Annotated in this window: 12 protein-coding genes and 2 tRNA genes; 11 read left to right on the top strand and 3 right to left on the bottom strand. The window is 40.1% G+C overall.

Annotation, left to right across the window (positions count from 1 at the left end; all coding sequences use genetic code 11):
- The first annotated feature begins 160 nt into the window (after positions 1-160).
- The 7 genes from PPBDW_RS18935 to PPBDW_RS18905 all read left to right on the top strand — a co-directional run bounded on the left by PPBDW_RS18935 (position 161) and on the right by PPBDW_RS18905 (position 8,147).
- The gene (locus PPBDW_RS18935; protein ID WP_036791507.1) at positions 161-1,441 is read left to right on the top strand and encodes an anaerobic sulfatase maturase; all 1,281 of its coding nucleotides are present in this window, start codon (positions 161-163) and stop codon (positions 1,439-1,441) included.
- A gap of 64 nt (positions 1,442-1,505) precedes the next feature.
- Positions 1,506-3,125, top strand: coding sequence for a sulfatase family protein (locus PPBDW_RS18930; protein ID WP_036791504.1), 1,620 nt, complete (start codon positions 1,506-1,508; stop codon positions 3,123-3,125).
- Between the two features lie 86 nt (positions 3,126-3,211).
- The gene (locus tag PPBDW_RS18925) at positions 3,212-4,774 is read left to right on the top strand and encodes a DUF2264 domain-containing protein (protein WP_082386856.1); all 1,563 of its coding nucleotides are present in this window, start codon (positions 3,212-3,214) and stop codon (positions 4,772-4,774) included.
- A gap of 117 nt (positions 4,775-4,891) precedes the next feature.
- Positions 4,892-5,746 carry a tagatose bisphosphate family class II aldolase gene (locus tag PPBDW_RS18920; protein ID WP_036791499.1) on the top strand — a complete coding sequence of 285 codons (855 nt, stop codon included), beginning with the start codon at positions 4,892-4,894 and terminating at the stop codon, positions 5,744-5,746.
- A gap of 192 nt (positions 5,747-5,938) precedes the next feature.
- Positions 5,939-6,919 (top strand): sugar kinase, encoded by a 981-nt coding sequence (locus PPBDW_RS18915; RefSeq protein WP_036791497.1) that lies wholly within the window; start codon positions 5,939-5,941, stop codon positions 6,917-6,919.
- Positions 6,906-7,550 carry a bifunctional 4-hydroxy-2-oxoglutarate aldolase/2-dehydro-3-deoxy-phosphogluconate aldolase gene (locus tag PPBDW_RS18910; protein ID WP_036791494.1) on the top strand — a complete coding sequence of 215 codons (645 nt, stop codon included), beginning with the start codon at positions 6,906-6,908 and terminating at the stop codon, positions 7,548-7,550. Before PPBDW_RS18915 ends, PPBDW_RS18910 begins: the two co-directional genes overlap by 14 nt.
- A gap of 9 nt (positions 7,551-7,559) precedes the next feature.
- A complete protein-coding gene (locus PPBDW_RS18905) occupies positions 7,560-8,147 on the top strand; it encodes a DJ-1/PfpI family protein (RefSeq protein WP_036791492.1) in 588 nt (195 codons plus the stop codon).
- A gap of 104 nt (positions 8,148-8,251) precedes the next feature.
- Here PPBDW_RS18905 and PPBDW_RS18900 read toward each other — a convergent pair whose 3' ends face one another.
- The 3 genes from PPBDW_RS18900 to PPBDW_RS18890 form a co-directional block, all read right to left on the bottom strand.
- Positions 8,252-8,539 carry a hypothetical protein gene (locus PPBDW_RS18900; RefSeq protein ID WP_036791489.1) on the bottom strand — a complete coding sequence of 96 codons (288 nt, stop codon included), beginning with the start codon at positions 8,537-8,539 and terminating at the stop codon, positions 8,252-8,254.
- Between the two features lie 193 nt (positions 8,540-8,732).
- On the bottom strand, positions 8,733-9,416 hold the full coding sequence (locus tag PPBDW_RS18895; RefSeq protein WP_036791486.1) for a type 1 glutamine amidotransferase domain-containing protein: 684 nt from the start codon (positions 9,414-9,416) through the stop codon (positions 8,733-8,735).
- Between the two features lie 270 nt (positions 9,417-9,686).
- Positions 9,687-10,409 (bottom strand): YebC/PmpR family DNA-binding transcriptional regulator, encoded by a 723-nt coding sequence (locus PPBDW_RS18890; protein WP_036791483.1) that lies wholly within the window; start codon positions 10,407-10,409, stop codon positions 9,687-9,689.
- A gap of 326 nt (positions 10,410-10,735) precedes the next feature.
- On the opposite strand from PPBDW_RS18890, the gene PPBDW_RS18885 reads away from it, so the two are divergent.
- The 4 genes from PPBDW_RS18885 to PPBDW_RS18870 all read left to right on the top strand — a co-directional run bounded on the left by PPBDW_RS18885 (position 10,736) and on the right by PPBDW_RS18870 (position 12,854).
- Positions 10,736-11,464 (top strand): IclR family transcriptional regulator, encoded by a 729-nt coding sequence (locus PPBDW_RS18885; protein WP_036791480.1) that lies wholly within the window; start codon positions 10,736-10,738, stop codon positions 11,462-11,464.
- 36 nt (positions 11,465-11,500) lie between these two features.
- Positions 11,501-12,481: a formimidoylglutamase gene (locus PPBDW_RS18880; RefSeq protein WP_036791477.1), complete on the top strand. Its 981-nt coding sequence runs from the start codon at positions 11,501-11,503 to the stop codon at positions 12,479-12,481.
- A gap of 165 nt (positions 12,482-12,646) precedes the next feature.
- Positions 12,647-12,737, top strand: a tRNA-Ser gene (locus PPBDW_RS18875).
- A gap of 40 nt (positions 12,738-12,777) precedes the next feature.
- Positions 12,778-12,854 (top strand) — tRNA-Asp (locus PPBDW_RS18870).
- Positions 12,855-13,219 lie beyond the last annotated feature (365 nt).

The following is a 13,219-nucleotide window of genomic DNA, read 5'->3' as shown; positions in this document are numbered from 1 at the left end:
ATATTTAGTGGCATTTTTTATTTTCAGTTTTCGATTTATTCAGTAAAACACTTACGTTGACTTTCATTTTTATTCGTTTGTGATCCCCGCCGCTTTAATCTTTCGTTTTCTTTCGTAATATGTATCATCAGTATTTCGAAAGCATTTAAAAAGGTTAGATATGGCTTTGTCTTCATCTCATTCGCAGCAAGCACGTTTTCATATGATGGCTAAGCCAACCAGTTATCGCTGTAATTTAAAGTGTGATTACTGTTTTTATCTCGAAAAAGAAACCGTCGTTGGTCGTACAAGTAATAATCAATGCAGTTCTGCTGCTACCTCTGAAACGCCAAGCAGTGACCAAATGTCTGATGTAATGTTAAAACGTTATGTGCGTGATTATATTGCGAGTCAAAATAGCACTGAGATTGATTTTTCATGGCAGGGTGGAGAGCCAACGCTTGCTGGTCTAGATTTTTTCCGCAATGTAGTGAAATACCAAGCTCAATATGGCGCAGGTAAAACAATTACCAATAGTTTTCAAACCAATGCGGTTGCTATTAACCGTCAGTGGGCGCAATTTTTCTTCGAGCATAAGTTTTTAATTGGTGTTTCTGTTGATGGTACTCCTGATGTGCATGATAAATATCGTATTTCAGTGAATGGTAAACCGACTTTTGAGCGAGTGAAAAAAGCCATTGAATTGCTTTTAGAATATAAGGTTGAATTTAATATTCTCACGGTTATCAATGATCAAAATTGGAATAAAGGTCGTGAAACCTACCGTTTTTTAACGTCGCTAGGTGCTCGTCATTTACAGTTTATTCCTATTGTTGAAGTGCAAGCTCAATACCAAGCTAATAGTAATGGTCATTATTCGCCACAAAAAGATGCACCATTAACTCACTTTTCTGTTCCAGCGAATGGCTATGGTCAATTTATGAGCGAAGTCTTTGATGAGTGGCTACAGCATGACGTTGGCACTGTGTTTGTACGCATGTTTGACAGTATTTTAGCAACTTGGCTTGGTTATCCAGCATCAGTCTGTGTGCAATCAAAAGACTGTGGGCAAGCAATGGTGATTGAAGCCAATGGTGATATTTATTCGTGTGATCATTATGTTTATCCCGCCAATAAACTTGGCAATATTGCCGCTACGAATCTTGTGAAACTAGCAACCAGTAAACAGCAACAGCGTTTTGGGAATGCAAAATCTCAAAAGTTGACCCAACAATGCCAGCAGTGTGAGGTGCATGGTTTGTGCTACGGCGGTTGTCCAAAACATCGCTTAGTTAGTGTTGCTGGTGAAAAGCATAAACAAAATTATTTGTGTGGCTCATATCAACAGATTTTCCGTCATACCGCACCCGCGATGCATATGATGAGTCAGGCGATTCAGCAAGGTGGCACAGCCGCTGACGCATTACCTTATTTAGCGCAACTTCGCTCAGCATCATCTTGATTATTAAATTGAATTTTAAGACGTATTGCTGTGTATTACAGCAGTATATTACAAGGAGTATACAATGAATCTGTCCTCGACGAAGAAGACGATAATTGCGAGTTTTGTAGCGGCTGCTTGCATGGCCTCTTCTGCTGTAGCGAATGCTGCCCCAACAACAGCTACGGTAAAACAGCCCAATGTATTATTAGTGGTGATGGATGATCTGGGGACAGGTCAGTTAGATTTTGCTTTAGATAGCTTAGATAAAAAAACCTTAGCTCAACGCCCTGTGCCTGTTCGTTATCAAGGTGATTTCGATAAAATGGTTGATGCGGCGAAACGGGCGATGCCAACCGTTGCAGAGCTTGCGGCTAATGGCGTGAAAATGACTAATGCCTTTGTGGCTCATCCTGTTTGTGGTCCTTCGCGAGCAGGTATTTTTACTGGCCGTTACCCAACCAGTTTTGGTACCTATAGTAATGATGATGCGTTGCAAGGGGTGCCGTTAGATATCAAGTTATTGCCAGCTCTATTTCAAGAAAATGGTTACAATACTGCCAATATTGGTAAGTGGCACAATTCAAAAATAAGCAGTAAAAATGCCGTTGCTGATAACAATAAAACTCGTGATTATCACGATAATCAGATCCCTGTAACGCCAAAAGAATATTCACCAGAACAACGTGGATTTAATTATTCCTACAGTTTTTACGCCTCTGGTGCTGCATTATGGGATTCACCCGCTATTTATCAAAATGGTAAAAATATTCCTGCACCGGGGTATTTAACGCATAACCTTACCAACGAAGCGTTGCAGTTTATAGAGCAAAGTGGTGATAAACCTTTCTTTATTAATCTTGCGTTTAGTGTGCCGCATATTCCATTAGAAGAAGCGTCACCTGCGAAATATATGGAACGTTTTAAAACAGGTAACGTTGAAGCGGATAAATATTTTGCTGCGATCAATGCTGCTGATGAAGGACTTGGGCAAATTGTTGATCTACTAAAGAAAAAAGGTGAGTTAGACAATACGTTAATTTTCTTCTTATCCGATAATGGTGCTGTACATGAGTCACCAATGCCAATGAATGGCATGGATCGTGGTTACAAAGGTCAGATGTATAACGGTGGCGTGCGTGTACCGTTTGTAGCTTATTGGCCGAAGCATATTCCAGCGGGGGGGACTAATGATACTTTGATTTCTGCGTTAGATATTCTGCCAACAGCGTTAAGTGCTGCGGGTATTGAAATTCCAGCAGATATGAATGTTGACGGTAAAAATATTTTGCCAGTACTTGAAGGTAAAACCAAGCAATCTCCGCACCAATATATTTACTGGGCAGGCCCTGGTGCGAAGCATTACAGCGAAGAAAATGATGCTTTTTGGCATGGTTACTGGAAATGGATCACCTATGAATCCAATGATATTCCGCAAAATCCAAATCTAGAAAAATTATCAAAAGGCTCATGGGCGATTCGTGATCAGGATTGGGCATTATATTTCTATGATGATGGCACGAATAAAGTGAAATTATTCAATGACAAGCTTGATCCAAGTGAATCAAAAGATCTTGCTCAGCAATATCCTCAAAAAGTGAAGCAAATGAAGCAAGCTTTTTATGAGTGGATTAAAGATAAACCAAAACCAGTTGCATGGGGACAAGATCGTTATCACGTGCTAACTGAATCAGCAAAAAGTTAATAACGAATCACTCTTTATCGCACCACGATCATGTTGAGATATTATCCACGTGGTAGTGGTGCGTTATTGTTCATGGAGAACAGACAATGATAAATGATGTTCAAACGACGGCCGCAGTAACTGAGTTAGATGTAGCGACAAAATCCCACCATATCGCACCACAAGCGTTATATACCGCCAAGAATATTAGCGCTACTGAACGACCCACCATTCCTTATGAACACCCGACCACTGCGATGTATTTGAAATTATTTAAACAGCGGTTGGTACGTTTAAAAATGAAAGCCTCAACGTATTCTATTAATGATGAGGCTGTGGCGGAATGTTTTGCTAAAGCTGATGTAAGCATTGAGAGTAAATGTGAATACTTAGTACGTTATGTCGCTGAAGCGTTTGAACATTATGCGGTATGGGATTATAGCCATGCCTATTATCCTGGCCGCCCAAGTCAGCAAAGTGCGCGCACTGATGCAATGGAAGGTACCAGTCGAGTATTACCAACCTTAGCGGCATGGGTAAGTCAGCATGGACCACAACCATTAGCGGGCTTAAATGGTAAGCCATTAGATATTGTCGCAATCTTACGTCGTGCTTTTTTAGCGGGAACCGATCCACAACACGCTGGCTATTGGGGGCAATTACACGATTATGACCAGCGTATTTGTGAAAGTGCTGATTTAGCATTGGCATTATGGCTCAGTCGTGAATATGTTTGGCAACAGATGACGACACAAGAACAAACTCAAATAATCACATGGTTTAAGCAAGTTAATCATTGTCAAACGGTTGATAATAATTGGCATTTATTTCCATTAACCGTGCAATTGGTGATTAAAGTATTAACCGGTGAAGATACGGTTGCTTACGATAAATATGAGCGAGTAAAACAATTTCATGTCGGCGATGGTTGGTTCCGCGACGGCGCTAAAGGGAATTACGACTACTACAATGCGTGGGGATTTCATTATTCGTTATATTGGCTCGATCAAATAGATTCAAGTTTTGATAGTGATTTTATTCGTCAAACTTTAGCTGATTTTGTTAGTCAATATCGCTATTTATTTACTGCTGAAGGCTTACCTTTCTTTGGTCGAAGTGCTTGTTACCGCTTAGCCGCTGCCGCACCGCTTATTATGGCGGTAGATCAACATAGCGATGTCATTGCTACTGGTGAAGCGCAACGTGCCTTTGCGACGAGCCTAGAATATTTTATTAGTCATGGCGCGATGCAACATGGCGCACCAACCCAAGGGCTATTTGGAGATGATAGTCGTCTGGTCGATAACTACAGTGGGCCTGCAAGTAGTTTTTGGTCGTTGCGGGCACTGAATATAGCTTTATTTTGTGGTGATAGATGTGGTTTGTGGCAAGCACCACAACAGCCATTACCTGTTGAACAAGGTGATTTTAATTTTGCATTGCCAGCCATTAACGCTCAGGTGATTGGTGTTTTCGAAACGAAAGAGGTGGTAGTGATCTTTAAAAATGATTACATCATTGACCAAAATCCATTATCGCGTCGGTTAGAGTCGCAATCAGCACGTCATTACTGGCTTGAAAATATACTTGGCCGAGCTGAAAGACCGAAGAATAACTTATTGCGTAAAGGTATTACTTGTTATTCATCCAAAATGTCGCATTTCTTTTGATTTCATTTGGTTACTTTTTTTCGATTTGAAAGTGTTTATGTGATTTAGATCTTTTTATTTGTCTTTGTTTTCGAATATTATCTAAAGCGAAAGTTAACGGAAGGTTTGAGGTTTTTTATGTTTTTGGTTTCTTCGCGTGAAATGCTGCTAAAAGCGCAGCTAGGCGGCTATGCCGTTCCTGCTTTTAATATTCATAATCTTGAGACAATTCAAGTTGTGCTTGAAACAGCTGCTGAGATGCGTTCTCCAGTTATTCTAGCTGGTACGCCTGGGACTTATTCTTACGCTGGTACTGATTACTTAGTGGGTATCTGTCTTAAAGCGGCAAATATTTACCAAACGCCGATTGCGTTACATATGGATCACCATGAGTCATTTAGTGATATTCGCACTAAAGTAGAGGCGGGCATTAAGTCTGCGATGATTGATGGTTCTCACCATAGCTTTGAAGGCAATATTGATATTACTCGTAAAGTGGTGCAGTTTTGCCATGGTTGGGATTGTTCAGTAGAAGCTGAATTAGGTCGTTTAGGTGGTCAAGAAGACGATCTTATTGTTGAAGATAAAGATGCACTTTATACCGATCCAGATGCTGCGGTTGAATTTATTAATGCAACAGGTATTGATTCATTAGCGATTGCAATCGGCACTGCACACGGAATGTATAAAGAGCAGCCGCGATTAGATTTTGATCGTCTAGGTATCATCCGTAGTAAAACAGATACACCGTTAGTACTACATGGTGCTTCTGGTGTGCCAGATGCTGATGTACGTCGTTGCATCGAATTGGGCATTACAAAAGTGAACGTTGCTACTGAACTTAAAATTGCTTTTGCTGATGCAGTGAAACAATACTTTATTGAAAACCCTGAAGCGAATGATCCGCGTCACTATATCATTCCAGGTAAAGCAGCAATGAAGAAAGTGATTCAAGATAAAATTCGTGTATGTGGTAGCGAAGGAAAAGCGTAATTAGCCACAGACTATGACCTCTCGCCAGGGATGACACAGTGCAAGGCCATTTCCCCCTGAAGCTAATCGCTTTATTTGGTATTGCATTTATAACTTTGAGTGATGATGTTTTTTGGCCATGATTGAGCTCCCATATCTCGCAATCATGGCCTTTTTTCTGACAGCTAACAATGGCTTAGTAGGTGAAGAAAAATGACATTTCCAAATTCAGCAATAAAGCGCAACATCGCTATTTTGGGTGAGTGCATGATTGAGCTTAGTGGTGCTCCTTTTGCGACCCAAAATCAAAATTTTGGTGGTGATACGCTTAATACCGCCATCTATCTTTCTCGATTACTTCCTAAAATATCACCGAGTTATGTGACAGCATTAGGTGTCGACAATTACAGTAATGCCATGATTGACGCATGGCAGCATGAGGGAATTGATTGTCGGTTTGTGATGCGTGAAAACACTAAATTGCCAGGTATGTACGCCATTGAAATCGATCCTCAAGGTGAACGTAGTTTTCATTATTGGCGTAACGATTCAGCGGCGCATTATATGTGCGAACATGCTCAGTTTTCACAAATTATGGCACAACTCAAAGCTTACGATTTGATCTATCTTTCAGGGATCTCTTTAGCTATTTTACCTGAGCATGGCAAAATTAAGCTGATTGAAGCACTGGTAAACTTGAAAGCTGCCGGTTGTAAAATTGCGGTTGATTCTAATTATCGACCTCGATTATGGAATGGCGTTACTCATGCAAAAACATGGCTGTCAGAACTGTATCGATTAGCGGATATTGCATTAGTGACTGCGGATGACGAAGATTTATTGCGTGATGAAGTCAATACGCCAGCACCAATGATTGCAGAGCGTTTGCACCGTTTAGGTGTGGAACAAGTGGTGGTGAAATTAGGCAGTAAAGGTGCAATGTGGTCACAAGCAGGTCAGCAAGGATTTATTGACGGGAATAAGATTAAACACGTTGTTGATACAACAGCCGCAGGGGATTCTTTTAATGCAGCCTATTTAGCGGCATGGGCCAAAGATTTACCAATGGCTGCGTGCTGCCAGTGGGGCAATAATCTTGCCGCGCAAGTCATTCAGCATCGCGGAGCGGTTATTCCTGAGCAATGTACCCAATATTTAACGGATTTAATGAGTAGTAATTATGATGACAAATGAATGGATTGATTGTTTGCGTGCATTACGCGTAATGCCTGTCATTCAAATTGACAATGCAGTGGATGCGGTACCTCTTGCTAAAGTGTTGGTGGATAATGGTTTACCTGCTGCTGAAATTACATTTCGTACCACAGCCGCTGCTGAGTCTATTCGCTTGATCCGTGCTGCTTATCCACAAATTGTGTTGTGTGCAGGGACGGTATTAACCGTTGAACAAGTCGATGCAGCTATGGCTGCCGGCGCTGATTTCGTGATTAGCCCTGGGTTTAATCCGACGACAGTGAAATATTGTTTAGCCAATAACATTAAAATGATCCCAGGCGTTAATAATCCCAGTTCGGTTGAGCAAGCATTAGAACTTGGTGTGAGTGCACTTAAGTTTTTTCCAGCAGAAGCCTCTGGTGGTATTAATATGCTCAAATCATTGGTTGGGCCTTACAGCCAGATCCAATTGATGCCAACAGGTGGAGTTACGCCGCTTAATTTGGGAGAGTATTTAGCAATTCCTCAAGTGATTGCTTGTGGTGGAACCTGGATAGCGCCAACAAGTGCGATTAATAATCATGACTGGGATGTTATTGCTGCTAATGTACGTGAAGTGCGAGCGATGATTGATCAGAGAGGCAGATAGGGAATCATTATGACTGATGTAAAATACGTTGCGGTACTTCTTGCTGATGGTTTTGAAGAAGGGGAAGCGGTCGTTTTTATCGACATTATGCGTCGTTTAGATATTAAAGTGGATGTGTTGTCTTGTATGGAAACCACCACACTTAATACTTACTTTGAAACCAAAATCAGTGCCGATTATCTTCTAGCGGATAAATTTGATAGCACTTATGATGCAGTGATGATGCCTGGTGGTCCGCAAGGCACTGATAATTTGTCAGCTAACGCTAATGTTATTGCTTTTTTAAAACGTCATATTGATGCTGATAAGTATATTTGTGCATTATGTTCTTCGGGCGCTAAAGTACTTGCGGCTCATCATTTATTACAAGGACGAACGTATACAACCGGTGATAAATTAGCTGAAAACTTTGATGACGGTGAGTTTGTTAAACAAAAAGTTGTCGTTGATGGGCAATTTATTACTGGACGTGGTTTAGGGGTCAGCTTTGAGTTTGCCTTTACCGTTGCGCATTATCTATTAGCTGATAACCATCAAAAGGTTGATTGGCAAGCGAGCCATATCTATTTTGATCATTGGCCACTGAATAACAACTAATTATAACGCTAATGTTAACCAGTACTTAAAGCCTAGCTAATTGAATAGCTAGGCTTTTTTACTTAATAACAGATATTAAGTTATTAAATGATCTGATAAAGAAGTTAGCTGCCACAAGATACTGAAAATTTACCATCATTAGTACGGCTTAAAGTGATTTTTGTACTAGCGGATTGTTGTTCTTTAGGGAGATAAACGGCACAGTGTGAAAAGTCTGGAACTGCGACTTTATCAATTGTTTTTAGTGCTGTTTTTTGACTATCAACATTATCCCCAGCATAAACTGAAATACTATTAATTTGCGCGAGCATTGGTTTAGATTGAACAATATCTGCAGCATTAGCAAAATAAGACATACTACTAAGTGCCAATAAGAATAAATATTTTTTCATTATATACCTCATGATTAATTTAGAACTACGTGTTGGTTAACGCGTGCTAATGTAAACGTGAAGCACACCTAAAGCAACAAAAAATTATCGTTAAACGATAATTTTTTGTTGCTAATGATATATTGTTTTTTGATTTATCCACATAAGGATATGATTATAAATAGAAATGTTTGCACAAGGATTTTAGTGCTAATTAATGAGCCTGTAGTTGATGAATGATTTCAGTAGCAACAGCCAGTGCAGATGCAGGGTTTTGTCCTGTGATTAGATTTTTATCAACAACAACATAGCTCTGCCAATCGGCCCCTTTACTATAATGTGCACCTTGGCTTGTTAGCATATCTTCAAGTAAAAAAGGGACAACCTCGGTTAGCCCAACAGCAGCTTCTTCACTGTCACTAAATCCGGTGACATTTTTACCTGTGATTAATGGGCTACCATCAGGATTTTTTGGGGCTTTCAACGCTGCGGGTCCATGGCAGACTAAGCCTGTCGGTTTATTGTTTTGATAACACCATTCAATGATCTTTTGTGATGCTGTATCTTGGGATAAATCCCATAGTGGTCCATGACCGCCAGGATAAAATACTGCATCATAATCGGCAGGATTAATGGTAGACAGTAATAATGTATTGGCTAATTGTGTGACGGCATCTGGATCATTTTTAAAGCGAAGCACTGATTCAGTTTGCAGTTCAGGCGTGTCACTTTTTGGATCAATGGGTACTTGTCGACCGTTAGGAGAGGTGAGAGTAACGGCGTAGTTATTATCTTTAAAGGCGTAAAACGGAACCGTGAATTCATCTAGCCATAGCCCTGTTTTAGCTGTGGTTTCACCTAAATTTTGATGAGACGTTAATACAATTAAAATATTCATATTTATCCTTGAACTCCCGCTTAAATAAGTCGCGTTAATTGAACATAAATTAATATTACAATTAGTTATAGGCTTAAATAATAAGACGAACAAGTAGAATAGTTGTGTTTTTCTTCAATATTATATCTAAGTAATTATTAAAATAATGGCATGAGGGTTGGTATGGTTTAAGTGCCACTGAAGCGGTATTTTAAGCGAGGTGATATATAACTATGAATAAACAAAAAGGCCACCGAAGTGACCTTTTTGTAAAGAAATTGCAGTCTAAAATTAGTCAGCCATTTCAGCATTGTGGTAAACGTTTTGCACGTCATCACAATCGTTTAGTGCGTCAAGAAATTTCTCAAACATTGCGATATCATCACCAGCCAATTCAGTCATTGTCTGTGGCACGAAAGCAATTTCTTCAGAGTCAATTACAACGTCAGCCATTGTTGCAGCAAGTGCATTTTTAACTTTAAAGAATTCAGTGTGAGGGGCATAAATGGTAATTTCGCCATCTTCACAAGTGATGTCAGTAACGTCAACGTCTTCCATCATTAGATTTTCAAGAACAACTTCTTCGTCAGTACCTTTAAATTCAAATACTGCTTGGTGCTCAAACATATGACCAACGGTACCTGGGCTACCGATTTTCGCATTGTTTTTAACGAATGCTTGACGAACGTCCATGAAAGTACGGTTGTTGTTATCTGTTAGACAGTCAACGATAACCATGCAGTTGCCTGGGCCAAAACCTTCGTAACGTGCAGTTGAGTAATCTTCACCGCCGCCGCCTTTTGCTTTATCAATTGCTTTATCGATAACGTGGCTTGGTACCTGATCCTTTTTCGCTTTTTCAATAAGACGGCGAAGTGCTAGGTTGCTATCTGGATCTGGACTACCGTTCTTAGCACAAACGTAGATTTCTTTACCGTACTTAGAGTAAACCTTGATCTTAGCGCCTTGGGTTTTTGCCATAGACAATTTGCGTACTTCGAACTTTCTTCCCATGAGGAATCACTCTCTTTTACTGTTTTAGACGGTCAATTATGCAAATATTTTACCAGCACCCCTTTATTCTGGCTAGTTAGATCTGTATTTATGCTGGCTAAAGTCGATTTTTTTATTTTTACGTTGAAATAATAAACCACCGTTAAAAAGAGTAATCATGAGTTTTATTTTTGGACTGAAAGATTTCAAATATGGGTTTATTTCTCGCAAGGTAATAAAATAAGTCAAATAAATCCTAATTTTTCTCATAATGTAAGAATAACACTTGTCGTCAGCAATATAATTAGTTACAAATAATCATCACACAAATTAGAGATAACCTACCTGTGACTCATTCACTCAGTGCTAATGAAAAATTGTTGCAAGTGCTTATTCATATAGCAGCATCAAATGTACCGCTGCAAGCACAACAACTCAGTACCGAAATGGAAATGCCAATAAGTAGCTTATATCGCTATTTGGCTCTGCTTCGTGATTGGAACCTAATTGAAGAAAATCATGGCCGTAATACTTATAGTGCAGGCCCTGCTGCATTACAACTTCAGCGTAATTTTGAAATGAATTCGCCATTACCAGATGGCGTAAGGCCAATTTTAAAACGTTTACAGCAGCAAACTGGCGAGATGTCAGCATACATGGTTGCAGTTGGATTTAATGCGTTATGTGTTGACAGTATTGATAGTCCATACGCGCTGCGTTGTAGCTATGAAAAAGGTCAAAGTCAGCCGCTGATTCGTGGCGCATCTGCCAAAGTGATTCTGGCTTATTTACCATTGGCTCGCCAATTAACAATTTTAGAACATTACGACATTACTGAACAACAGCAAATCGATACTTGGATTGCTGAGTTAGATCTGATTAAACAAGATGGTTTCGCAATTAGTACTTCAGAAATTGATGTCGGTGTTTCCGGTGTTAGTGCGCCAGTATTTGTCGGTAATAAAGTGGTTGGTGCGGTGAGTGTAATGGCACCAGCAGAACGCATTAATAGCCGCAAAAATAAAATTGTAATGTGTGTATTGCAAGCAGCAAGAGCGTTACCACCGCAACACTAGTGTGTGTTGTTTGTGAAAGATAGGGAAGATAGGCGTATGTTAGTTGATCAATTAAAAAAGTTATTTAAAAATGAGCCACAAAAACCGATGTTATACCATCGTAAACATACGCTCATCAGCCCTTATACTCAACAATGTCAGCCTGGAGTTATGCTGGTTGGGGTGATCTCTGATCTTAGTCTTGATTGGGGCCGCGGTTTACAAGGGGCTAAAGAAGGCCCTGCGAGTATTCGACGCATACTTCCGCGTACACATGCACAAACAAAATTGCCTTTTTATGATGCTGGTGATATTGAACAAACAATTGATGATCAGAGTTTTGTTGCTGTAAGCCAAAGACAGCATCAATTGTTGTTGCGTAGCTTACGCGATGGTCACTTTCCTGTCGTCCTTGGCGGCGGACATGAAATATCAATTGCCAGTTATCAAGCACTGTCTGATTTTAGTGCTGAGTCACTATCCGCATCAGCAGTGGCAGATCAGCAACGAATGCTAGCGTCTCCTCGTGTAGGAGTCATTAATTTTGATGCCCATTTTGAGCTTAGGCCGTCATTATCATTAAGAGCGGGTTCTGCATTTCATACTGCGTGGTGTTATAGCAAAGAACAGCAACGTAGTTTTGATTTTCTTGGTTTAGGTATTTGCGATCACGCTAATTCACAAGCAATGTTTAAATTGGCAGAGGAACTAGGTTGTCAGTGGTTACTTGATAATCAAATGACGACTCGCAATAAAAAACATATTCAGGCACAACTTGATAACTTTATTGAGCATGTGGATTGTATTCAGCTGAGTATTGATCTGGACGTTTTTTCATCGTCTATTGCGCCTGGTGCTAATATGACGCGTATGCATGGCGTGAGTTTATCAATGGTTGAGTGGGCGATTAAGCATATTATGGCAAGTGGTAAAGTCAAGATTGTCGATATCGCTGAGTTGAACCCTGAATATGATTACGATAACCAGACGGCGAAATTAGCAACTAAGCTAATTCAAACGATAGTTCATTTTGTATAAAGCCTATTTATAAATAGATAACAATATGAAAATGCTAGTTTTATAATCAGAAAGATTGTTTTTTGATGGCTCTGGTTAGTAATTAATATTAAATTAGCTAATCTGATTGTTTTTTACAAAAAAGGCTTTACAGCCACCGTGATGATAGGTATTATTCGCGCCATTGGAGAGATGGCTGAGTGGTTGAAAGCACCGGTCTTGAAAACCGGCATACGTTTATAGCGTATCTAGGGTTCAAATCCCTATCTCTCCGCCAAATTCTAGAAATTTGATTTAATCGAGTTTCACACAGAATTGGAGCGGTAGTTCAGTTGGTTAGAATACCGGCCTGTCACGCCGGGGGTCGCGGGTTCGAGTCCCGTCCGCTCCGCCAACACAACGAAGCCCCGTCAGAAATGACGGGGCTTTTTTGTATTTGTAATTTTTAAAGATAAGCGTTTTAGAGACAATAAAGGCTTGTTGAAATAGCGGTTAGGTCTGTCACGCCGAGGGTCGCGCTGATTTTCGGAATGGCAAGTCCCGTCCGCTTCACAACACAAGGAAGCCTCGTCAGCAATGTGAGGCTTTTTTGTGTTTATTTGAATGGCTATTTTTACAAATAATAACACAGGTTATTATTTGTCATCTCGGAAGAGAGGTACGAACTTTCCGTGATCTATTCATCACGTGTTTGAGCATTAAAGACGGCAGTAAACATACGTTAAAACCCTAATAAAACAGTCACTCTACGATACGTGG

The organism is Photobacterium kishitanii, from assembly GCF_000613045.3.
In the GTDB taxonomy this organism is placed as follows: Bacteria; Pseudomonadota; Gammaproteobacteria; order Enterobacterales; family Vibrionaceae; genus Photobacterium; species Photobacterium kishitanii.
Note: the sequence above shows the minus strand (reverse complement) of the source record. Positions and strands in the feature narration are given on the sequence as shown.